Below are 20,727 nucleotides of genomic sequence, written 5' to 3' on the forward strand. Positions count from 1 at the left end.
GGAGAGAACGATGGCCTGGACCCGCGATCAGATGGCGGCACGCGCCGCCAAGGAACTGAAGGACGGCTTCTACGTGAACCTCGGCATCGGCATTCCGACGCTGGTGTCGAACTATGTCCCTGAGGATGTCGACATCACGCTGCAGAGCGAGAACGGCATGCTGGGCGTCGGCCCCTTCCCCTACGACAACGAGGTCGATGCCGACATCATCAATGCCGGCAAGCAGACCGTGACCGAGGTGAAGGGCACGTCCTATTTCAGCTCGGCCGACAGCTTCGCGATGATCCGCGGCGGCCATATCGACCTGTCGATCCTGGGCGCCATGGAAGTGGCTGAGAACGGCGACCTCGCCAACTGGATGATCCCGGGCAAGATGGTGAAGGGCATGGGCGGCGCCATGGACCTGGTGGCCGGCGTGAAGCGCGTGATCGTCACCATGGAGCATGTCTCCAAGGACGGCGCGTCTAAGCTGCTGGCCGAATGCACCCTGCCGCTGACCGGCCGGCGCGTGGTCGACATGGTGATCTCCGAGCTCGGCGTCTTCGCCGTCGACAAGAAGGGCGATGGCGGCGTCACCCTGATCGAACTCGCCGACGGCGTCACCGTCGACGAGGTCAAGGCCAAGACCAAGGCCAAGCTCTCGATCGCGGCGGGACTGAAGGTCGCTTAGGGCGATCCGCTTCGACAATAGCTCCGTCATCTCGACCGGAGCGCCGAAGGCGCGAAGTGGAGAGATCTTCTCTCCACCAAAAGCCGTCAATTCGTTGAGAGAAGGTCTCTCCGCTTCGCCTCGCTACGCGAGGCTACGGTCGAGACGACGAAATCTCTTTCACCACTTCGACAGATACTGCCTGAGCGGTTCGGCGCCGGGGTTGGTGTAGCGGCGGTCGAGCACGACGCCCTTGGCCGTCGCGCCGGCGCCGTAATAGAGCGCGTTCCAGTCGTTGTCGGCGTCGATGTAGGAGCCCTCGATCGAGGCGCCGGCGAACAGGCCCTGCGAATTGGCGAAGGCCACGATGTCGGCGCCGCCGGCCGCCGTCGAGGCGCCTTCGAGGCCGATGCCGACCGCGACCATGGTCACGCCCGCTTCCGCCCCGAACTTGAACTTGTGGTCGAGGACGGCCTGCAGGCCCTTCTCGGTCCGGATGATGAACACGATCTCGGAGACCTTGCCGCCGACCTGCAGGCCGACGCTGCCGGAGCCCATGATGTAGAAGGCCGGGTAGCTCCAGTTGTTGGGCGAGGACCGGCCCAGCAGCACACCGCGGCCGCCGGCGGCGCCGAAGATGAACCCGCCCTGGACCAGTTCGGGAATGATCAGGACGCCGCGCGCATTGACCATCTGTCCGGCGGCATCGGGGAAGTCCGGGCCGCCCAGGATCTTCCGGGCGGTGGCGAGGCAGGAATCGACCAGCGACTGGCGCTTGGCATCGGCACGGGCCGGCATTGAGGTCAGGAACGGCGCGGCGAACGCGGCCGCTGTGCCCGAAAGGACGGTTCGGCGATCGAGCTTCATTTGTGCTCCATTTGGCTGGCGACCGACGCCGGGGAGCGCCTGGATGGTCACAACGGCTGAACCATACCACGTTTCGCCGCCGGGTTGAGGGCCCTCAGCGCGGCCGCGCCGGCCGATCCTTCATCACCAGAGGCAGGCCCGCGGCCATCAGGATCACCCGGTCGGCACGCTCGGCAATACGCATATTCAGCCGGCCCATGGCGTCCCGGAAGGTCCGGCCGAGGGGGGTCTCGGGCACGATTCCGAGGCCCACTTCGTTGCTCACGAACACCACCGGCTGGTTGTGATCATCCAGTGACCCGATCAGATCGTCGGTCGCCTGGTCGACATCCTCGCCGGCGTGCATGAGGTTCGAGAGCCAGAGCGTGAGGCAGTCGATCAGCATCGGCTGCCCTTTGGCGGCGGCCTGCTCCATTGCCTCGGCGAGCTTCAGCGGCTCCTCGATCGTGGTCCAGACGGCACCGCGGCGGGCACGATGAGCCATGATCCGGGTCGCCATCTCGACGTCGCCCGCCTCGGCGGTGGCGATATAGACCGCCGGTCGCGGGGTGCCGCCGTGCAGCGTGCCCGTCACGAGGCGCTCGGCATGGGTGCTCTTGCCCGAACGCGCGCCGCCCAGGACGAACGTCACCGGCGGCAGCGGAAAGCTGGAGATATGTTCCATCAGCCGGGCGTCGCGCCGACCAGCCAGCAGGCCCCGGGCAGCGACACGCCGTCCTTGGTCGCATGCGGCGCCATCGCCTCGACGATCGCGGCCTTCGCCTGCTCGGCGGCGGCCGGATCGGCCTCGGCCAGCGGGCGGGCCAGCGGCCCGAAGCGGCCGGCATTGGCCACGACATCGGCCGGGTCGCGGCCCATCCAGATCTCGACGTCGAGCGGCTCGATCGCGAGGCCGGCGAAGCCCGCGCCGGTCAGGATGCGCTCGACTCGGGCGCGGTCGCCGAAGGCGAACTGGCCGGGATCTTCCGGCCCGGGCCGCGGCATCGGCGGCAGGAACGGCGCGGCCGCCTGCACCGGCGCGCGGCTCCAGGGATTGTCCTGCGCGCTGCGCCAGCAGACGAAGGCGAGCCGCCCCGATGGCTTCAGCGCCCGCCGCAGGTTGGTGAAGGCGGCCACCGGATCGGCGAAGAACATGACGCCGAAGCGCGAGAAGATCAGGTCGACGGAAGCGGCCTCGAACGGATGCGCGCCGGCATCGGCCACCACGAAGGTCGCATTGGAGAGCCGCCGCGTTGCCGCCGCATCGATCAGCACCCGGGAGATGTCGACTCCCAGCACATGACCGATGGGCCCGACCGCGGCCGCCAGGGCCGCCGTCGTGGTGCCGGCGCCGCAGCCGACGTCGATCGCCGTCTCACCGGGCTGCGCGTTCGCGAGCGCGAGCGCGTGGCGCGTGAGCCCGGCCATCAGATGGTCGAGCCGCGCCTGCGCCTTCAGCCAGTTCTGCCCGCCCGGACCGTTCCAGTGCGCGGCCTGTTCGGCCGCCAGATCCGCGGTCGACTTGGCGGTCGACGGGGCGGCCGCCGTCACGCAGGCCCGCCCGCATGGGCGAGGACGATCTCGCGCGGCATGTAGTTCACGAACGACACGCGCCAGGCATGAGCCGGATCGGCCTGCTCGAAATGCTCGATCAGCGTGATCGAGACATTGTCGATCTCGAAGCGCACCGCCGCCTCGGGATGCAGGTCGAAAGCATGGGCCAGCGCCGCGCGGATCGTGCCGCCATGCGCCGTCGCCACGATGTCACGGCCCTTATGCTCGGCGGTCAGACGGTCGATGCTGCGCACCGTGCGCTCGCGCAGGTCAACGAAGCTCTCGCCGCCCTCGGGCCGGAATTCCGGCGGTCCCAGCCAGAACAGATGATTGTTGGCGTGGTTCTCGGCGATCTCGACATAGGTGAGCCCCTGCCACGAGCCGAAATGCTGCTCGGCGAGGTCGGGATCGATGTTGAGCGTGTCCATCTCCGCCCCCGACCGGGCGAGCGTTTCGGCCGTCTTGCGCGCGCGCAGCAGGTTGGAGGCGTACCAGACCGCGCCCTTGGGGAGCAGCTTCGCCTGATGCCGGAACAGCGCCTCGTTGCTCACGTCGCAATCCATGTCCGACTGGCCGTAGCAACGGCGCTCCGGATTGGGCACCGGCGCATGCCGCACCCACCACCACCGCGTGACTGCTCCCGTGATCTTGGCGCCCGTCGCCATGCCGTTCCTCCGCTGGACTCTTCTAAGCGGCCGCCTTCTTAGCTGCCGATGAACAGCGCCGCCACCACGAGGAACACGACCTCCGCCTTCTGCTGCACCGCGCCCAGCGTGTCGCCGGTATAGCCGCCGAGCCGCTTGGCGATCCAATGCGAGGTGAACCAGGCCGAAGCCAGCACGGCGAGCGGTGCCAGGAGGGCCACGAACAGGCCCTTGCCCAGCATCAGCAGGAAAGTGAGCCCCACGCCGATGCCGATGGTGATCCAGACGTCGTTGTCGGTCGGCTTGCCCACGGTCGCGCCCAGCCCGTCGGCATGGACCGGGGAAAAGGCCAGCAGCGGATAGGCCAGCACGGCGCGCGACAGCGCGTGGGCCGAGATCAGCACCACGAGCCCGGTCGCAGCGCCGAACTGCGCCAGGCAGGCGACCTTAATCAGCACCGAGAGCGCCAGCGCCAGCACGCCGAACGTGCCGTTGCGGCTGTCGCGCATGATCTCGAGGCGGCGGGCCGGCTCCAGCCCATGCGGGCCCAGCCCGTCGGCGGTATCGGCCAGCCCGTCTTCATGCAGGGCGCGCGTCAGGATCACCGCCGCGCCGACCGCCAGGACGGCGGCCAGCCAACCCGGCCCGGCGATGCCGCGGACGATGGCGAAGACCAGCCCGGAGGCCAGCCCGATCGCCGCGCCGACCACCGGCAGGACCGGCAGCACGTCGGCGAGAGGCCAGCGCGGCAGGCCGACATCGAGCTTCAGGCCGGTGAAGAACGTCATCTGTTCCTTGAAGGCCTGCAGCCATTCGTCGAACGACGAGGGCCGGGGCGCGCCGCTGCCCCCGCCGCTGAACGAAGACGAAGAGGAGGACGGCTCGTGGGGACTGGTCATGGTCCCGCGAATATAGGATGGTCCGGCCCCTTCCTGAATGCCCCCGGACAAACAATGTCGGCTGCCTCCTTCGATGAAATGCGCCGGATCCTGCGCGAACTGCCGGGACCCGATCTCACCGCCCAGACCGAGGTGGTCCGCCGCCAGGCCGAGCTGACCAAGCCGCAAGGCTCGCTCGGCCGGCTGGAGGAGATCGCCGAATGGCTGGCCTGCTGGCAGGGCCGCGCCCAGCCGCGGGTCGAACGGCCACGCATCGCGGTGTTCGCCGGCACCCATGGCGTCGCCGCGCGCGGCGTCTCGGCCTATCCGCCCGAAGTCACCCGGCAGATGGTGACGAACTTCACAAACGGCGGCGCCGCGATCAACCAGCTGGCCGCCGCGATCGACGCCGACCTGCGCATCTACGAACTCGACCTCGACCATCCGACCGCCGACTTCACGCAAGGGCCGGCGATGGACGAGACGCGCGCCGCCAATGCCATGGCCTACGGCATGATGGCGGCCGAACCCGGCATCGACGTGATGTGCCTGGGCGAAATGGGCATCGCCAACACGACGGTGGCCTCGACGCTCTGCGCCGCGCTGTTCGGCGGCACGGGCGCCGACTGGGCCGGGCCGGGCACCGGCGTCTCGGGCAAGGCGCTGGCGCACAAGATCGCGGTGATCGACGAGGCGCTGGCCTTCCACAAGGAGGCGATCGCCCGCCGCGATCCGCTCGAACTGCTGGCCGCAGTCGGCGGCGAGGAATTTGCCGCCCTGACCGGCGCCATCGTGGCCGCCCGCATGGGCCGCATCCCGGTGCTGCTCGACGGCTTCGCCTGCACAGCCGCCGCCGCGGTGCTGCGTGCCGTCGACCGCCGCGCGCTCGACCACTGCCTGGTCGCGCACCGCTCGGCCGAGCCCGGCCACACGCGCCTGCTCGCCGAACTGGGCCTGCGCCCGCTGTTCGACCTCGACATGCGCCTGGGCGAAGCCTCGGCCGCCGCGCTCGCCGTGCCGCTGCTCAAGGCCGCCGCCGCCTGCCACAACGGCATGGCGACCTTCGCCGAGGCCGGCGTATCCTCGAAGGATGCGTAGACGCACCCTGATCGGAGCGCTCCCGCTCCTCCTGTTGGCCCCTGAGGCCCTCGCCCATCCGCCGCGCCAACCCGACCCGGCGGAAGCGAAGAAGTTCATCCAGGAAGTCACCGACTTCCGCGCCAGGCTCGCGAAGGCCGTGCTGGCGAAAGACTTCGCCGCCCTGCGCCCGCTCTACGCCGACAGCTTCACGCACACGCACGGCTCGGGGAAACTCGACAACAAGGACGCCCGCCTGGTCGCCGCGATGGCCGGCGAACCGCTGATCGAAGCCGCCCCCGCCACCGACCTCAGCTTCCGTGTCTTCACCGGCCCGACCGTGATCGTCACCGGCAAGAGCCCGATCCTCAACGTGAAGGAACAGAAGACCTACGACTTCCGCTGGGTGTGCGTGTACGTGACGGCGCAGGACGGGTGGCAGTTGGCGGTGAGCCAGGCGACGCGGCTATCCTGATCGTATCGAATAGCAAGCTGATGAAACTAGCGCTCGCCATCCTTACCGTCCTGGGGATGTTCTCTTTTCTCTACTTCGTTGTGGCGGCCCTGGCAGCGATACTCGGTGCCCGGCTCGAACGGCAGCCGCTTCCTTCTTCCAAGACGTCATTCTTTCCAGGCCTTTGGGACGGCGGCCCATACACAGAGCGCGGCAAGGAACTGATGGCGCGCTACTATCGCAACTTCTTCTTCGCCTTCGCGTCCGGCGCCGTGATGGTCGTATCTGGCGCCGGCTACGTCCATTTGCGGGACGGCGCCGTCGGACCATCGCCCTTCAAGTCTCCAGCCTTCGTCGCGGCGCCGGCCGTAGTGTTTGGCAACGCGCTGATCGCCTTCCTCGGTTGTGCGTTGTGGCTGCTGGTGTGCTTGGCCGGTGCTGCGCTACGAAAGCGGCGCGGCGAGTCGACGAGCGACGCTCAACGCCGGCAGATCGTCAGGAGTTTGAAATGGACGACTGGCTGCTTCGTCATTGCGGCGCTCTCGCTCGTGATCATGCGGCACCAATAGGACCGATTCATCGGGCGACGCGACTTCCTTGACGATAGACGCCGGCAAGAGCCACTGGGGAGTTGCAGCGTGACGAGGATAGCGAGAACTCTGAGCCTACTGATTGCCCTTGCCGTGATCGCGGGATGCTCCCCCACGCCGTCAGCGCCGACCGAGTCGTCATTTCAGACACCGCAAAATACGCTGCAGCTCATCGGTGCGATCAGACAGCTGACTGCTTCCGGCCGAATTCTCGATTCCGGCTTCTACACAGAAGACAATCTAAAACGCGCCTTTGGTGGCTCCAATGTGAGCGTAGAGGTCGGCAAGCATGACGTTATCATTGGCTCATATTGGGCGAGCGTCAGCAATTTTCCGTGGATGCCGTCTCAGAACAATATGCCATTGAAGCTTCGCAGATTGACCATGCATCCCGACGGAGAGCTACAGGCATCGGTCAACTTGCTGTTCCAAGAGCGACCGGCCGGCATCGATCTCGCGGCGATCGAACAGCAGTTTGGGAAGTCTTGGACCGAAACGCTTCAACCAGTTCCGTCTCCGCATAGGGGCCCCGGCCCGAGTTGTTGGTCTACTGACAAGACAATCGTCTACATGTTCGGCGACAAGAGATCCGGTTGGACAGCAAAGTTCAATTTTGATTGCGACGGAATTCTCTCGAGCATGTTCATAGATGCCAACCGGCCAAAATGAAGAAGGGAGCCTCGCGACCAAAGCAAGCCGTCGTCCCGAGCGGAGCGCAGCGTAGTCGAGGGACCTTTTTTCGGCGCACGATCCGTTGAAACGAAAAGAGGTCCCTCGACTGCGCCGCCCTGCGGGCGGCTTCGCTCGAGACGACGAATGAAAAAGAAAGCCCGCCACGGCTCTCGCCGGGCGGGCTATTCGTTTTCAAGTCACGCGGCTCAGGCGTGGAGGTCGAAGCGGTCGAGGGTCATGACCTTGGTCCAGGCGGCGACGAAGTCCTGCACGAACTTCTCCTTCGCGTCGGACTGGGCGTAGACCTCGGCCAGCGCGCGGAGCTGGCTGTGCGAGCCGAAGATCAGGTCGACGCGCGTGCCGGTCCACTTCACGGCGCCGGACGTGCGGTCGCGACCCTCGTAGACGCCCTCCTCGCCGGCGACCGGCTTCCACTCGGTCGCCATGTCGAGCAGGTTGACGAAGAAGTCGTTGCTGAGCGTCCCGGTCTTCGACGTGAAGACGCCGTGCTTCGACTTGCCCGTGTTGGCGCCCAGCATGCGCAGGCCGCCGACCAGGACCGTCATCTCGGGCGCGGTCAGGGTGAGGCGCTGGGCGTGATCGACCAGACGCTCCTCCGGCGATTGCGGCATCTTCGTTCCGACGAAGTTGCGGAAGCCGTCGGCCGTCGGCTCCAGCGGTTCGAAGGAGTGCACGTCGGTCTGCTCCTGCGAGGCGTCCATGCGGCCCGGCGTGAAGGGGACCTTCACGTCATGGCCGGCATCCTTGGCCGCCTTCTCGACGGCGGCGACACCGCCCAGCACGATCAGGTCGGCCAGCGAGACCTTCTTGCCGCCCGAAGCGGAGGCATTGAAGTCCTTCTGCACCGCTTCGAGCTTCGCCAGGACGGTGGCGAGTTCGGCCGGCTGGTTGACGGCCCAGTCCTTCTGCGGCGCGAGGCGGATGCGGGCGCCGTTGGCGCCGCCGCGCTTGTCGGCGCCGCGGAAGGTCGCGGCCGAGGCCCAGGCCGTCGTCACGAGCTGCGACACGGTGAGGCCCGACGCCAGCAGCGTGGCCTTGAGCTGCTCGATCTCGGCCTCGCCGACCAGCGGATGGTCGACGGCGGGGATCGGGTCCTGCCAGATCAGATGCTCCTTCGGCACGAGCGGGCCGAGGTAGCGCGCGATCGGGCCCATGTCGCGGTGCGTGAGCTTGTACCAGGCCCGCGCGAAGGCATCGGCGAACTGATCGGGGTGCTCGAAGAAGCGCCGCGAGATCTTCTCGTAGGCCGGGTCGAAGCGCAGCGACAGGTCGGTCGTGAGCATCGTGGGCAGGCGACGCTTCGAGGGGTCGGCCGGGTCCGCCGGATCGGGCACGGTCGCCTGGGCGTTCTTCGCCGTCCATTGATGGGCGCCGGCCGGGCTCTTGGTCAGCTCCCATTCGTGGCCGAACAGGCTTTCGAAGAAGTTGTTGCTCCACTTGGTCGGCGTCGTGGTCCAGGTGACTTCGAGGCCGCTGCCGATCTGGTCGGCGCCCTTGCCCGAGCCGAAGCTGCTCTTCCAGCCCAGTCCCTGCTGCTCGATCGGCGCGGCTTCCGGTTCCGGCCCGACCAGGGCGGCGTCACCGGCGCCATGGGTCTTGCCGAAGGTGTGGCCGCCGGCGATCAGCGCCACCGTCTCCTCGTCGTCCATCGCCATGCGCGCGAAGGTCTCGCGGATGTCGCGCGCCGCCGCGATCGGATCGGGGTTGCCGTTGGGGCCTTCGGGATTGACGTAGATCAGGCCCATCTGCACGGCGCCCAGCGAGCCCTGGAGCTGGCGGTCGCCGCTGTAGCGCTCGTCGGCCAGCCACTTGCCCTCGGGGCCCCAGTAGATGTCCTGCTCGGGCTCCCAGGTGTCGGCCCGGCCGCCGCCGAAGCCGAAGGTCTTGAAGCCCATGGATTCCAGCGCGACGTTGCCGGTGAGGATCAGCAGGTCGGCCCAGGAGATCTTCGCGCCGTACTTCTGCTTGATCGGCCAGAGCAGGCGGCGGGCCTTGTCGAGATTGACGTTGTCGGGCCAGGAATTCAGCGGGGCGAAGCGCTGCTGGCCGCCGCCGGCGCCGCCGCGGCCGTCACCGACGCGATAGGTGCCGGCGCTGTGCCAGGCCATGCGGATGAAGAACGGGCCGTAATGGCCGAAGTCGGCCGGCCACCAGTCCTGCGAATCGGTCATCAGGGCCTTCAGGTCCTTGATGACGGCGTCGAGGTCGAGGCTGTTGAACGCCTTGGCGTAGTCGAAGGCCGCGCCCATCGGGTTGGAGAGCGGGGAATGCTGGTGCAGGACCTGCAGGTCGAGCTGGTTGGGCCACCAGTCGCGGTTGGTCCGGCCCTTGGGTGCACCGCTGAAAGGGCACTTGCTCTCGGTCGTCATCGTCCATCCCTCATGTTCTAGGCTCGCGAGCTTAGTTTAGAACGATTCTAAATTGGAAGTCACGTTCTTTGTCGAACGGAGGCACTTTCGAACGGGCCGGAGGGAGGCGCCACCTATCCTTTGGCATGGTTCTGGCGTCCGCGAGGACAACGACCACAAGGAAAACAGGGACCTTCGTGATGATTCTCGCCAAAAAAGCCGTTCTGGGCACCGTCGCCCTTCTGGCATCGCTGGCCGCGACCCCGGTCCTGGCGCAGGGCACGCTGCGCATCGGCATGACCGCTTCGGACATTCCGCTGACCACCGGCCAGACCGACCAGGGCGGCGAAGGCATGCGGTTCATGGGCTACACGCTCTATGACGGGCTGATCAATTGGGACCTGTCCTCCGCCGACAAGGCCTCGGTGCTGGTGCCCGGCCTCGCCACCTCGTGGAAGGTCGACGAGGCCGATCCGACGCGCTGGACCTTCACCCTGCGCGACGGCGTGAAGTTCCATGACGGCAGCGACTTCAAGGCCGATGCCGTGGTCTGGAACCTCGAGAAGCTGCTGAACGACAAGTCGCCGCAGTTCGACCCCAAGCAGGCGGCGCAGGGCCGCTCGCGCATTCCCGCCGTCGCCTCCTACAAGGTGATCGACGACAAGACGGTCGAGATCACGACCAAGACGCCCGACGCCTTCCTGCCCTACCAGATCTCCTGGGTGATGATGTCGAGCCCGACGCAGTGGGAGAAGGTCGGCAAGGACTGGAACAAGTTCGCCCAGACGCCGTCGGGCACCGGCCCGTGGAAGCTCACCGCCTTCCAGCCGCAGACCCGCGCCGAGCTGTCGCCCAACAAGGACTATTGGGACAAGGCCCGCGTGCCGAAGCTCGACAAGATGGTGCTGCTGCCGATCCCCGAGCCCGCGACCCGCACGGCGGCGCTGCGCTCGGGCCAGGTCGACTGGATCGAGGCGCCCTCGCCCGACGCCGTGCCGAGCCTGGAGAAGGCCGGCTTCAAGATCATCAGCAACGCCTATCCGCACAACTGGACCTGGCACCTCTCCTTCGCCGACGGCTCGCCGTGGAAGGACATCCGCGTCCGCAAGGCGGCCAACCTCGCCGTCGACCGCGAGGGGCTGAAGGTGCTGCTGAAGGGCATGATGATTCCCGCCAAGGGCTTCCTCACGCCGGGCAGCCAGTGGTTCGGCAGCCCGAGCTTCGACGTGAAGTTCGATCCGGAGGCGGCGAAGAAGCTGCTGGCCGAGGCGGGCTTCAGCCCGGCCAAGCCGGTCACCGCGAAGGTGCTGATCTCGAGCTCCGGCTCGGGCCAGATGCTGCCGCTGCCGATGAACGAGTACATCCAGCAGAACCTGGCCGATGTCGGCATCAAGATCGAGTTCGAGGTCGCCGAGTGGAACACGCTGATCAACCTGTGGCGGGCCGGCGCGAAGTCGGATCAGGCCAAGGGCGCCAGTGCGCTGAACTTCAGCTACTTCATCCAGGATCCCTTCACCGCCTTCATCCGCCATCTCGATTCGAAGCTGGTGGCGCCCAACGGCACCAACTGGGGCTTCTACCAGGACCCCGGCATGGACGCGTTGCTGGAGAAGGCGCGCACGACCTTCGACCAGAAGGCGCAGGACGAGGCGCTGAAGAAGGTCCACGAGAAGATCGTCGACGACGCGCTGTTCCTGTTCGTGACGCATGACGTCGCGCCGCGTGCTTTGTCGCCCAAGGTCACGGGCTTCATCCAGGCCCAGAACTGGTTCCAGGACTTCTCGCCGATCACGATGAAGTAGACCTCACGTTCCTCTCCCCCGATCGGGGGAGAGGTTAGGTGAGGGGGTTACACGCGTAAGTCGGTGCGTCGCCCCCTCACCCAGCCTCTCCCCCTAGCGGGGGAGAGGAGAAAGAGCTGAGAGAGCGGCCTCAAGCCCGCACCCGGTCCCACCAGTCGCGGGTGCGGTACCAGGCGCCGACGAAGGGCAGCACCCATTCGGGATTGCCGCTGTAGAAGGGCACGGTCGGGAAATCCTGGCCGTCGAAGGCGTTGACGGGCGCGTTCGAGCCGCCGGCGATCTTTCGCGCCGTCTGGTAGCCGAGATAGGACATCATCGCGACGCCCGAGCCGTTGCAGGCCATCAGATAGTGCATGCCCTGCTCCATGCCCATGTGCGGCAGGAAGTCGAAGGCGAAGGCAACGTTGCCGGTCCAGGCGTGCGTCACCTTCACGCCCTTGAGCTGCGGCCAGCGCTCCAGCATGTAGCCGTGCAGCACCGGCGCGCTGACCTCGGGCGTCACCTGGGTGAAGCGGGCGCGGCCGCCGAAGATCACGCGCTTGTTGTCGGGCGACTGGCGGTAGTAGCAGAGCACGCGCTTGGTATCGGAGACCACGCGGTTCTTCGGGATCAGGCTCTGCACCAGATCCTCGGGCAGCTCCTCGGTCGCGATGATGTGGCTGGCGACCGGCACCAGCTTGCGCCGCAGCGTCGGCGTGAGCTCGGTCGTGTAGCCGTTGGTCGCGATCACCACCTCGCGCGCCTCGATCGGGCCCTTGCTGGTGAGAATCCGGAACCCGCCCGGCTTGCGTTCGATCTTCTCGGCATCGCAATTGGCGCAGAGCGTGGCGCCGGCACGGTGCGCGGCCTTCAGCAGCCCGCCGTAATAGAGCGCGGGATGAAGCTGGCCGGTGCGTTCCACGACCATGCCGCCATAGTAGTAGTCCGAGGCGATCTCCTCGCGCTGGCGCTCGCGCGGGATCATGTAGGTGCCCAACGCCGCCTGCTCGTTGTAGGTCGCGACCTTGGCCTGCTGTTCGGCGAAGTGGCGCGGCGTGTAGGCGCCGCTGAAGCGGCCGTTCATGCGCCAATGGCATTCGATGCCTTCGCGCTGGATCACGGTCTCGACCTGGCTCAGCGAATCGGCGGCGTCGCTCAGCATGCGCGCCATCACCTTCTTCCAGGCCTCGGGATCGCCGCCGACGCCCTTGCCGGAGAAGCCCTTGCCCATGGTCGTTCCGCCGCTGACGCCGCCGCCGTTGCGGGTCGAGGCGCCGACGCCGAAATCGCCGCGCTCCAGCACCGTGACGTCGACGCCCGAGCGCGCCAGCTCGAGCCCGGTCGACAGGCCGCCATAGCCCGCGCCCACCACCAGCACGTCGGTCTTGAGCGGCGGATCCTGGCTCAGCTCGTTGGAGGGATGCCACCATTCCCACCACCAGGGCGTCGCCTTGAAATCCTTGTGGAAGACGCTGTCGGCCATCACCTGCTCCTTGGCCCATCCTTCGAGACGCGGTCCTTCGGACCGCTCCTCAGGATGAGGGTTTCACTACACTCCCACCTCACCCTGAGGAGGCCGCTCCGCGGCCGTCTCGAAGGGTCGGCAACATCGTCATCTCGCACTATCCTTCAGCCCCCGGCCGAAGCGGCCGATCAGCACCAGCACGACCGACACCAGCAGGATCTGCATCACCGAGACGGCGGCGATGGTCGGGTCAATCTCCATCATGATGTTGTCGAACATCTTCTTGGGCAGGGTCATGTTCGCGCCGGCCAGGAACAGCGCCACCACGACCTCGTCGAATGAGGAAATGAAGGCGAGCAGTCCCGCCGAGACGAGGCTGGGACGCAGCAACGGCAGGGTGATGCGTGCCAGCGTGCGCCAGCGGCTGGCGCCCAGCCCTTCGGCGGCCTGTTCGAGCGAGCGGTCGAAGTCGCGCAGGCCCGCGCCGATCACCAGCACCACGAAGGGCAGCGCCAGCACCGTGTGGGCGATCACCAGCCCGTACCAGGAGCCGATCAGCTTCAGCTTGGCGAACAGGCCATAGACCGCCACCGAGAGGATGATGGTCGGCACGATCACGGGCGCAAGCGCCAGCCGGTCGATCAGGATGCGGCCGAAGAACCTTCCACGCACCAGCGCGAAGGCCAGCGGCACGCCCAGCAGCAGCGCGAACACCGCCGTCGCGCTGCCGATGTAGAGCGAGCGCCAGGTCGCATCGATCCATTGCGGATCGTCGAGATAGCGCTCGTACCACTGCCAGGAGAGGCCGGGCGGCGGGAACTGCATGTAGGGCGCCGACGACAGCGAGATCGGGAACACGACCAGCAGCGGCAGCATCAGGAAGAAGTAGATGAGCCCGCACGAAATGACGAGAAGGCGCCGGCTCGGACTGCGGGTCATCGCGCCGCCTCCGTTCGCGTGAAGCGCTGGGCCAGCGTATAGACGGCGAAGGTGAAGACCAGCAGCACGGCCGAAAGGGCGGCGGCAAACGGCCAGTTCAACGCCTCGCGCACCTGCTGCTCGATCAGCACGGCGATCATCATGACCCGGCCGCCGCCCAGCAGCGCCGGGGTGATGAAGAAGCCCAGCGACAGCACGAACACCAGCACCGAGCCCGCGAAGATACCGTTCAGCGTGAGCGGCAGGTAGATGCGCCGGAAGATCGCGAAGCTCGACGCGCCGAGGCCGGCAGCCGCGGCCGGGATGGCGGGATCGACCTTGCGGACGGCGCCGTAGATCGGCAGCACCATGTAGGGCAGCAGCACATGCACCATGCCGATCAGCACGCCGGTGAAATTGTGCAGCAGCGGAATCGGATCGCTGATGAGGCCCGCCTCCATCAAGGTGCGGTTGAAGACGCCGTTGCGGCCCAGCAGCACCATCCAGGCATAGGTCCGCACCAGCACCGAGGTCCACAGCGGCAGCAGCACGAAGATGAAGCCCACGGTCGCCCAGAAGGGCGTGGTCGTGGCCATCAGGAAGCCCAGCGGATAGCCCAGCAGGAGGCAGAAAAAGGTGACCAGCAGCGCGATCTCGAACGTGTTCCAGAAGACGCGGAGATAGAGCTGCTCGCCCAGCGCCTTGGCGTACCAGTCGAGCGTCCCGCCTTCGAGGCTGAAGCCCAGCATGCGCACGACCGGGAACAGGAAGAAGATGAAGAGCAGGATCAGCGCCGGCAGCGCGGGGAGAAGGCCGCGGGACTTCACGAAACAACCCTCATCCTGAGGAGGCGCGCAGCGCCGTCTCGAAGGATGGGAACGAGCACCGTTCCTGCGGCCCATCCTTCGAGACGCATCGCTGCGCGATGCTCCTCAGGATGAGGTCGAAGGGTTTTGCTCTCAGAACACATGGATCGACTCGGGCTCGATACCGACGGTCACGCGCGTGCCGGCGGCGGGCAGCGCGCCGCGTGCCGGCTGGCGCACCAGCAGTTCGAGGCCGCCCTCGCAGGCCAGCCGCAGCTTGAACGACGTGCCGAGATAGACCGATTCGATCACCTCGCCGGTGAAGGCGTTGGTGCCCGTTGGAGCAAATCGTTCGGGGCGCATCAGCACGCCGACCTTCGTACCCGCCGGCTTGTCGCTGCGGACCTGAAGCGGGCGCCCGCCGTCGAGCGTGACCGTGCCCGGCCCGCTCATCGTGCCGTGGAAGATGTTGCTCTCGCCCACGAAGTCGGCGACGAAATCGTTGGCCGGCCGCTCGTAGATCTCCGTCGTCGTGGCGATCTGCTGGATCGTGCCCCTGTTCATCACCGCGATGCGGTCGGAGAGGACCAGCGCCTCCTCCTGGTCATGGGTGATGAAGATGGTGGTGAGGCCGAGACGGCGCTGCAGGCGGCGCACTTCGAGCTGCATCGTCTCGCGCAGCTTGCGGTCGAGCGCGCCGAACGGCTCGTCGAGCAGCAGGAGCCGCGGGTTGAAGACGATGGCGCGCGCCAGCGCCACCCTCTGCTGCTGACCGCCCGAAAGCTGCCGCGGCAGCCGCGCCTCGTAGCCCTTGAGTTCGACCATCGCCAGCGCCTCGGCGACGCGCCGCTCGATCTCCGGCTTGGCGACGTTGCGCATCTCCAGCGGGAAGGCGACGTTGGCCGCGACGCTGAGATGCGGGAACAGCGCATAGTTCTGGAACACCATGCCGATGTCCCGCCGGGCCGGCGGCAGCGAGGTGATGTCGGTACCGCCCACCGTCACGCGGCCGGCGTCGGGTGTTTCGAAGCCCGCGACGACCTTGAGCAGGGTCGTCTTCCCTGAGCCGCTGGGCCCCAGAATGGTCAGCAGCTCCCCCTGGGCCACCTGCAGGGAGACGTGATCGAGGGCGACCACCTCTCCGAAACGCCTGGCCACGCCCTCGATGAGAAGGTCGGCCGATCCCGCGCTTGCGCTCAAGGAGATCAGCCCTTCTTCAGCATCCAGGCGTTCCACAGTTCGGCTGCCTTGGTGCCGTTCTCGGCGTACCATTCGTCGCTGACCCAGAACTGCTGGTCGAGATAGGCGGTCGGCAGGAAGGGCTTCACCTTCGGATCGACGAAGTTCAGCGATTCGAGGTTGAGGCCGGGATAGCCGAGTTCGGAGGCATAGACGGCCTGCTGCTGCGGCACGGCGAGTTCGGCCAGCATCTTGTTGGCCCAGTAGGGGCTCTTGGCGCCGCGCGGGATGGCGAAGCTGCCCTGCTTCAGCGCCCCTTCGTTCCATTCTATGCCGACCGGCGCGCCCTTCTTGATGATGTCGTAGAAGCGGCCGTTCCAGCCGGTCGCCAGCACGACTTCCTTGTCGAGCAGGAGCTGGGCGGGCTGCTGGCCGGTCGACCACCAGACGGTGATGTGCGGCTTGATCTGGTCGAGCTTCTTGAACGCCCGGTCGAAGTCGATCGGATAGATCTTGTCCTTCGGCACGCCGTCGGCGATCAGCGCAAATTCGAGATTGTCGGTTGGATGGTTGCGCATCGAGCGCGCGCCCGGGAACTTCTTCACGTCCCACCAGTCGGCCCAGCTCTTGGGCTGGCTGCCGTTCTTGAACACGTCGTTCCGGAACCCGATGATGGTCGTATAGACCGACGAGGCGAAGACGTAGGGGTTCTGCGCCGAGGGCGGATACTTGGAGCGGTCGACGACCTTCGGGTCGATCTTGTCCAGCAGGTTGGCCTTGCCGGCGCGGATCGCATCCTGGCCGCCGATCTCGGTCAGATCCCATTCGACGTTGCCGGAATCGACCATTGCGCGGAGCTTGCCGAAATCGACCGGGCTCGTCTCGACGACCTTGATTCCGTACTTCTTCTCGAAGCCGTTGAAGAAGGCCTTGCGCATCGCCGAGCCCATCGACCCGCCGGAATGATTGACGACGAGCTGGGCGGGCTTGGCCGGCTCGGCCTGCGCGAAGGCGGGCCCGGCGGCGCCGACCGCGGCGGCACCTCCCAGCAGCGAGAGAGCGTGGCGGCGATGCAGGCGCTTCGTATCCATGGCGTATCCCCTCCGAAATCCCCCCGCGACTGTAGAAGCGGTATCTGCATGGAGCAACAACCAACACCATAACCTTCTGGAATGAACAGCCGGGACGAATGAATTTCTCCCGCGCTGCAGGATGCGCCTAACGTTGTCAAAACGGGACAACGGCGGGGGCCAGCGATGATGAACCGACTGAAGGCGTTGATGTGCGGCGCCGTTCTCGCCTGTGCGGGCGCGGGTAGTGCTGCTGCGCAGGAACTCACCATGGCGGTGTGGGGCGGCGGCGGCGCCAACACCTGGCGCGAGGCCTTCATCAAGCAGTTCAACCCCGGCAACGGCTCCACCATCAAGATGGTCGAGGTGCCGAATCCGGCCGGTGCGCTGCGTTCCCCGGCGGCGGCCGGCCAGTACAGTCTGGCGCTGGTCACCTATTTCGAGGCGATCGCGTTGTCCAACGCGGGCCTCATCGAAAGCTTCGACGACAAGCAGCTCACGGGAATTGCCGACGTCGATCCGAAGTTCCTGACCAAGGACAAGGCCGGCCGTCACGTCGGCTTGCCGGTCTACTTCACCTACTACGGGATCGCCTACAACACCGACCTCGCCAAGCCGGAAGACTTCGCCTCCTGGCAGGGGCTGGCCGATCCGAAGTGGAAGGGCAAGCTGTCGCTGACCCGGCCGGTCTATCTCGCACCCTACGACGCGGTGATCATGGCCAAGGCGATGGGCGGCAGCGAGAAGGACATCGATCCGGGCTTCAAGCTGCTGGAGAAGATCGTGCCGAACGTGCTGGCGACCTACACCTCGCTCGCGCACATGAACACGCTGCTGACGCGGGGCGAGGTCGCGGCGGTTCCCTTCTATGCCTCGCGTGTCTGGGCGCTTCGCCGCCAGGGCGCGTCCAATGTCGGCATCGTGATCCCCAAGGAAGGCGCGCTGATGCTGCCCTACGTGGTGGTGGTGCCGAAAGGCGCCAAGAACCTCGACAAGTCGCTGGTCTGGATGAACTACATCGCCGGCGCCGAGCCGCAGCTGCGCGCGGCCCTGCTCGACGGCTGGCTGCCCATGAATTCCAAGGTCAAGCTGCCCGAGGACCTGCAGAAGACGCTGGGCCAGCCCTACGACGACATCGTGAAGTCGCTCTACTCGCCCGACTGGCGCATCGTGGTGGAGCACAACGAGGCGCGGGTCGACCGCGCCGAGAAGCTCATGTCCGGCGTCAAGCAGTGAGCCGGGGAACGATCTCGATCACGGGGGTCGGCAAGGCGTTCGGCACCGCGACGGTCCTGCACGAGGTCAATCTCGAGATCGAAGGCGGCAGCTTCGTCACCCTGCTCGGCCCCTCGGGCTGCGGCAAGACCACCCTGCTGCGCCTGATCGCGGGCTTCCTCGAACCCAGCCGCGGCACCATCGCCATCGACGGCGCGCCCATGCAGGGCGTGCCGCCACGGCGCCGCCCGCTCGGCATGGTGTTCCAGAACCTGGCGCTGTTCCCGCATCTCGACGTCTTCGAGAACGTGGCCTACGGCATGCGGATCCGCGGCACGGCTGCGGCCGAGATCGCAAGCCGCGTCTCGCGCTTCCTCGGCCTGGTGGGCCTGGCCGGCTTCGAGCGGCGGCGCATCGGACAGCTCTCCGGCGGTCAGAAGCAGCGCGTGGCGCTGGCGCGCTCGCTGGCGCTCGAACCCGCGATCCTGCTGCTCGACGAACCGCTGAGCGCGCTCGATCTGCAGCTTCGCCGCCAGCTCCAGGTCGAACTCAAGTCGATCCAGCGCCAGCTCGCCACGACCTTCGTCTTCGTCACGCACGACCAGGAAGAGGCGACGATGCTCTCCGACACGATCGTCGTGATGAATGGCGGGCACGTACAGCAGGTCGGCACGCCCGGCGAGATCTATCGCCGTCCCGCCTCGCCCTTCGTCGCGCGCTTCGTGGGCGACATCAACATGATGGACGGCCGCATCGAGACGGTCGATGCCACGTCGGTGTCGGTCTCGGTGGGGGGACGGGCGATCTCCGTTCCCCGCGCGTCCGTCGTCGGCACCGCCTCGGTGGGTCAGGCCTGCCAGCTCGCCTGCCGGCCCGAGTCGGTGCGGCTGGGAGCAACCCAGGCGGGCGCGCTGTCGCTCGAGGGGCGCGTTTCGGCGTTGCATCGCCTCGGCCCCACCGTGAAGGCCGTTCTCGATACGCCGCTGGGTCCCCTCACCGCGTTGACCATGGCCGACACGCCGCACATGGCGGAACTCGCCGAAGGAAAGACGGCGCACCTCTCGGTTCCGTCGGACACATTCACGCTCTTCGCCTCAACCTGAAAGAACGATCATGCCCGCTCAGGATTTCGCCGGCCGCACCGTCGCAGACCACGTAGAAGCCTTCACCTCCGGCAAGGTTGCCGCACGCGACATCGTCGAGGGGCTGCTGGCGCGCACGAAGAAGGCCGAGCCCTTCAACCCGATCGCGACGCTCGATGCCGAGGGCGCCCGCGCGGCCGCCGACGCGCTCGATGCTCGGCGCAAGAAGGGTGAGTCGTTCGGAGCCCTGGCCGCCGTGCCGGTCTCCGCCAAGGACCTGATCCTGACCAAGGGCCTGCGCACCGCCTTCGCCTCGGTCACGATGAAGGACAACGTGCCGTCGATGGATGCCGAGGCGATCGCCCAGTGGCGCGCCGCCGATGCCGTCCTGTTCGCCAAGACGACGACGCCGGAGTTCGGCCACAAGGTGCTGACCGACAGCCCGCTGCATGGCATCACGCGCAACCCCTGGAACCGCGAGCATACGAGCGGCGGCTCGAGCGGCGGCGCGGCCGTCTCGGTGGCGCTGGGTCTCGGTCCGATCGCCATGTCGACCGACGGGGCCGGCTCGGGCCGCATTCCCGCCGCCTGCTGCGGCGTCTACGGGCTGAAGGCGACCCTGGGCCGCGTGCCGCACGAGGTGCCGCCCGACCAGTTCGGCCAGCTCACCTATCTCGGCGTGATGGCGCGCCATCCGGGCGATCTCGGCGCCGGCCTCGCCTCGATGTCGCGCGGCCATCGCGACGATCCCTGGACGCTCGCCATCGGCCGCGAGCCCTTCGCCTGGCCCGACGAATCCGGCGAACATCCGATCGCCGGCCGGCGCATCACCGTCATCCGCCGCATGACCGGCGGCTATCTCGATCCCGACACGGAGGCGCGCCTCGATGCAGCGCTCGCCTTCCTCGACAAGAAGGGCGCCCACATCAAGGAGCTGGACGGGCGCGAGATCGACTGGAAGCTCGACGTGGCGCGCATCATCCTGCGCGCCAACCAGATCGAGCGCTTCGCCGACATCCTGAAGAACCGGCGCGGCGAGCTCGATCCGTCGTTCGCCCGGACGCTCGACGAAGGCAATGCCGTCGATGTCGTGGCGCTGCGCCGCGCGCTGGTCGACCGCACCACCGCCTTCAAGTCCGTCCAGCGCCTGTTCGCCGACTGCGACCTGCTGCTCACCCCGACCGTCGCCACGCCGGCGCCGCTCGCCAGCCAGAACCAGTTCGAGCCGCTGGTGGTCGACGGCAAGCCGCTCGGCGACCTGCGATCCGCCTGGTACACCTACACGATCCCCTTCAACATGACCGGCCATCCGGCGATCTCGATCCCCTTCGGCCATTCGAAGGCGGGCCTGCCGATCGGCATCCAGTTCGTGGCGCCGTGGTATGCCGAGGCCCATCTGATCGGCCTCGCCCAGGCCTTCGACGCCGAGACCGGCGCCTCGGCGGCGTTTCCGCCGGGCTTCGCAGCCGGCGCCTGAG

The 20,727-nt window shown here is 67.2% G+C and carries 20 protein-coding genes; 9 read left to right on the forward strand and 11 right to left on the reverse strand.

Annotated features, from left to right (window positions below; all coding sequences use genetic code 11):
- The first annotated feature begins 10 nt into the window (after positions 1-10).
- Positions 11-670: a CoA transferase subunit B gene (locus ACP15H_RS23200; RefSeq protein WP_425068496.1), complete on the forward strand. Its 660-nt coding sequence runs from the start codon at positions 11-13 to the stop codon at positions 668-670.
- Between the two features lie 159 nt (positions 671-829).
- On the opposite strand, the gene ACP15H_RS23205 is transcribed toward ACP15H_RS23200, so the two are convergent.
- The 5 genes from ACP15H_RS23205 to cobS all read right to left on the reverse strand — a co-directional run bounded on the left by ACP15H_RS23205 (position 830) and on the right by cobS (position 4,592).
- Complete coding sequence (locus ACP15H_RS23205; protein WP_425068497.1) at positions 830-1,516, reverse strand: lipid-binding SYLF domain-containing protein; 687 nt, start codon at positions 1,514-1,516, stop codon at positions 830-832.
- Between the two features lie 94 nt (positions 1,517-1,610).
- Positions 1,611-2,180, reverse strand: coding sequence for a bifunctional adenosylcobinamide kinase/adenosylcobinamide-phosphate guanylyltransferase (gene cobU / locus ACP15H_RS23210; protein WP_425068498.1), 570 nt, complete (start codon positions 2,178-2,180; stop codon positions 1,611-1,613).
- Entirely contained in the window at positions 2,180-3,046 is an 867-nt protein-coding gene (locus ACP15H_RS23215) for a class I SAM-dependent methyltransferase (RefSeq protein WP_425068499.1), read from the reverse strand. The genes cobU and ACP15H_RS23215 overlap by 1 nt, the downstream gene beginning before the upstream one ends.
- Entirely contained in the window at positions 3,043-3,714 is a 672-nt protein-coding gene (locus tag ACP15H_RS23220; protein WP_425068500.1) for a histidine phosphatase family protein, read from the reverse strand. The genes ACP15H_RS23215 and ACP15H_RS23220 overlap by 4 nt, the downstream gene beginning before the upstream one ends.
- Positions 3,715-3,752: 38 nt before the next feature.
- Positions 3,753-4,592, reverse strand: a complete 840-nt coding sequence (cobS, locus tag ACP15H_RS23225; protein ID WP_425068501.1) for an adenosylcobinamide-GDP ribazoletransferase — start codon at positions 4,590-4,592, stop codon at positions 3,753-3,755.
- Positions 4,593-4,646: 54 nt separating this feature from the next.
- On the opposite strand from cobS, the gene cobT reads away from it, so the two are divergent.
- The 4 genes from cobT to ACP15H_RS23245 all read left to right on the forward strand — a co-directional run bounded on the left by cobT (position 4,647) and on the right by ACP15H_RS23245 (position 7,361).
- Positions 4,647-5,669: a nicotinate-nucleotide--dimethylbenzimidazole phosphoribosyltransferase gene (cobT, locus tag ACP15H_RS23230; RefSeq protein ID WP_425068502.1), complete on the forward strand. Its 1,023-nt coding sequence runs from the start codon at positions 4,647-4,649 to the stop codon at positions 5,667-5,669.
- Positions 5,662-6,123, forward strand: a complete 462-nt coding sequence (locus ACP15H_RS23235; RefSeq protein WP_425068503.1) for a nuclear transport factor 2 family protein — start codon at positions 5,662-5,664, stop codon at positions 6,121-6,123. Before cobT ends, ACP15H_RS23235 begins: the two co-directional genes overlap by 8 nt.
- Positions 6,124-6,143: 20 nt before the next feature.
- Positions 6,144-6,671: a hypothetical protein gene (locus ACP15H_RS23240; RefSeq protein WP_425068504.1), complete on the forward strand. Its 528-nt coding sequence runs from the start codon at positions 6,144-6,146 to the stop codon at positions 6,669-6,671.
- A gap of 69 nt (positions 6,672-6,740) precedes the next feature.
- Positions 6,741-7,361 (forward strand): hypothetical protein, encoded by a 621-nt coding sequence (locus ACP15H_RS23245; protein ID WP_425068505.1) that lies wholly within the window; start codon positions 6,741-6,743, stop codon positions 7,359-7,361.
- 209 nt (positions 7,362-7,570) lie between these two features.
- On the opposite strand, the gene katG is transcribed toward ACP15H_RS23245, so the two are convergent.
- The gene (gene katG, locus ACP15H_RS23250) at positions 7,571-9,754 is read right to left on the reverse strand and encodes a catalase/peroxidase HPI (RefSeq protein WP_425068506.1); all 2,184 of its coding nucleotides are present in this window, start codon (positions 9,752-9,754) and stop codon (positions 7,571-7,573) included.
- A 179-nt stretch (positions 9,755-9,933) separates the two neighbouring features.
- Between katG and ACP15H_RS23255 the strand changes: the two genes are divergently transcribed.
- Positions 9,934-11,535: an ABC transporter substrate-binding protein gene (locus ACP15H_RS23255; RefSeq protein ID WP_425068507.1), complete on the forward strand. Its 1,602-nt coding sequence runs from the start codon at positions 9,934-9,936 to the stop codon at positions 11,533-11,535.
- A gap of 130 nt (positions 11,536-11,665) precedes the next feature.
- Here the strand turns inward: ACP15H_RS23255 and ACP15H_RS23260 are convergent, their stop codons facing one another.
- The 5 genes from ACP15H_RS23260 to ACP15H_RS23280 form a co-directional block, all read right to left on the reverse strand.
- Positions 11,666-12,997 carry an NAD(P)/FAD-dependent oxidoreductase gene (locus ACP15H_RS23260; protein ID WP_425068508.1) on the reverse strand — a complete coding sequence of 444 codons (1,332 nt, stop codon included), beginning with the start codon at positions 12,995-12,997 and terminating at the stop codon, positions 11,666-11,668.
- Between the two features lie 129 nt (positions 12,998-13,126).
- Entirely contained in the window at positions 13,127-13,918 is a 792-nt protein-coding gene (locus tag ACP15H_RS23265) for an ABC transporter permease (RefSeq protein ID WP_425068509.1), read from the reverse strand.
- Entirely contained in the window at positions 13,915-14,724 is an 810-nt protein-coding gene (locus ACP15H_RS23270) for an ABC transporter permease (RefSeq protein ID WP_425068510.1), read from the reverse strand. The genes ACP15H_RS23265 and ACP15H_RS23270 overlap by 4 nt, the downstream gene beginning before the upstream one ends.
- A gap of 132 nt (positions 14,725-14,856) precedes the next feature.
- Positions 14,857-15,861, reverse strand: a complete 1,005-nt coding sequence (locus ACP15H_RS23275; protein ID WP_425068511.1) for an ABC transporter ATP-binding protein — start codon at positions 15,859-15,861, stop codon at positions 14,857-14,859.
- A gap of 47 nt (positions 15,862-15,908) precedes the next feature.
- A complete protein-coding gene (locus ACP15H_RS23280; RefSeq protein ID WP_425068512.1) occupies positions 15,909-16,973 on the reverse strand; it encodes an ABC transporter substrate-binding protein in 1,065 nt (354 codons plus the stop codon).
- 165 nt (positions 16,974-17,138) lie between these two features.
- Between ACP15H_RS23280 and ACP15H_RS23285 the strand changes: the two genes are divergently transcribed.
- The 3 genes from ACP15H_RS23285 to ACP15H_RS23295 are packed head-to-tail and all read left to right on the forward strand — an operon-like array spanning position 17,139 to position 20,726.
- The gene (locus tag ACP15H_RS23285; RefSeq protein WP_425068513.1) at positions 17,139-18,188 is read left to right on the forward strand and encodes an extracellular solute-binding protein; all 1,050 of its coding nucleotides are present in this window, start codon (positions 17,139-17,141) and stop codon (positions 18,186-18,188) included.
- On the forward strand, positions 18,185-19,270 hold the full coding sequence (locus tag ACP15H_RS23290) for an ABC transporter ATP-binding protein (protein ID WP_425068514.1): 1,086 nt from the start codon (positions 18,185-18,187) through the stop codon (positions 19,268-19,270). Before ACP15H_RS23285 ends, ACP15H_RS23290 begins: the two co-directional genes overlap by 4 nt.
- 10 nt (positions 19,271-19,280) lie before the next feature.
- The gene (locus ACP15H_RS23295) at positions 19,281-20,726 is read left to right on the forward strand and encodes an amidase (protein WP_425068515.1); all 1,446 of its coding nucleotides are present in this window, start codon (positions 19,281-19,283) and stop codon (positions 20,724-20,726) included.
- The last annotated feature ends 1 nt before the right edge of the window (position 20,727 follow it).

It is taken from the genome of Reyranella sp. (assembly GCF_965249915.1).
Lineage (GTDB): Bacteria > Pseudomonadota > Alphaproteobacteria > Reyranellales > Reyranellaceae > Reyranella.

What these genes read in the sequence shown, in the direction of transcription:
- ACP15H_RS23205 (WP_425068497.1), bottom strand. Translation starts at nt 1,516, where the DNA reads ATGAAGCTCGATCGCCGAACCGTCCTTTCGGGCACAGCGGCCGCGTTC.
- ACP15H_RS23285 (WP_425068513.1), top strand. Translation starts at nt 17,139, where the DNA reads ATGATGAACCGACTGAAGGCGTTGATGTGCGGCGCCGTTCTCGCCTGT.
- ACP15H_RS23240 (WP_425068504.1), top strand. Translation starts at nt 6,144, where the DNA reads ATGAAACTAGCGCTCGCCATCCTTACCGTCCTGGGGATGTTCTCTTTT.
- ACP15H_RS23235 (WP_425068503.1), top strand. Translation starts at nt 5,662, where the DNA reads ATGCGTAGACGCACCCTGATCGGAGCGCTCCCGCTCCTCCTGTTGGCC.
- cobT (WP_425068502.1), top strand. Translation starts at nt 4,647, where the DNA reads ATGTCGGCTGCCTCCTTCGATGAAATGCGCCGGATCCTGCGCGAACTG.
- ACP15H_RS23295 (WP_425068515.1), top strand. Translation starts at nt 19,281, where the DNA reads ATGCCCGCTCAGGATTTCGCCGGCCGCACCGTCGCAGACCACGTAGAA.
- ACP15H_RS23255 (WP_425068507.1), top strand. Translation starts at nt 9,934, where the DNA reads ATGATTCTCGCCAAAAAAGCCGTTCTGGGCACCGTCGCCCTTCTGGCA.
- cobU (WP_425068498.1), bottom strand. Translation starts at nt 2,180, where the DNA reads ATGGAACATATCTCCAGCTTTCCGCTGCCGCCGGTGACGTTCGTCCTG.
- ACP15H_RS23260 (WP_425068508.1), bottom strand. Translation starts at nt 12,997, where the DNA reads ATGGCCGACAGCGTCTTCCACAAGGATTTCAAGGCGACGCCCTGGTGG.
- cobS (WP_425068501.1), bottom strand. Translation starts at nt 4,592, where the DNA reads ATGACCAGTCCCCACGAGCCGTCCTCCTCTTCGTCTTCGTTCAGCGGC.
- katG (WP_425068506.1), bottom strand. Translation starts at nt 9,754, where the DNA reads ATGACGACCGAGAGCAAGTGCCCTTTCAGCGGTGCACCCAAGGGCCGG.
- ACP15H_RS23265 (WP_425068509.1), bottom strand. Translation starts at nt 13,918, where the DNA reads ATGACCCGCAGTCCGAGCCGGCGCCTTCTCGTCATTTCGTGCGGGCTC.
- ACP15H_RS23220 (WP_425068500.1), bottom strand. Translation starts at nt 3,714, where the DNA reads ATGGCGACGGGCGCCAAGATCACGGGAGCAGTCACGCGGTGGTGGTGG.
- ACP15H_RS23200 (WP_425068496.1), top strand. Translation starts at nt 11, where the DNA reads ATGGCCTGGACCCGCGATCAGATGGCGGCACGCGCCGCCAAGGAACTG.
- ACP15H_RS23280 (WP_425068512.1), bottom strand. Translation starts at nt 16,973, where the DNA reads ATGGATACGAAGCGCCTGCATCGCCGCCACGCTCTCTCGCTGCTGGGA.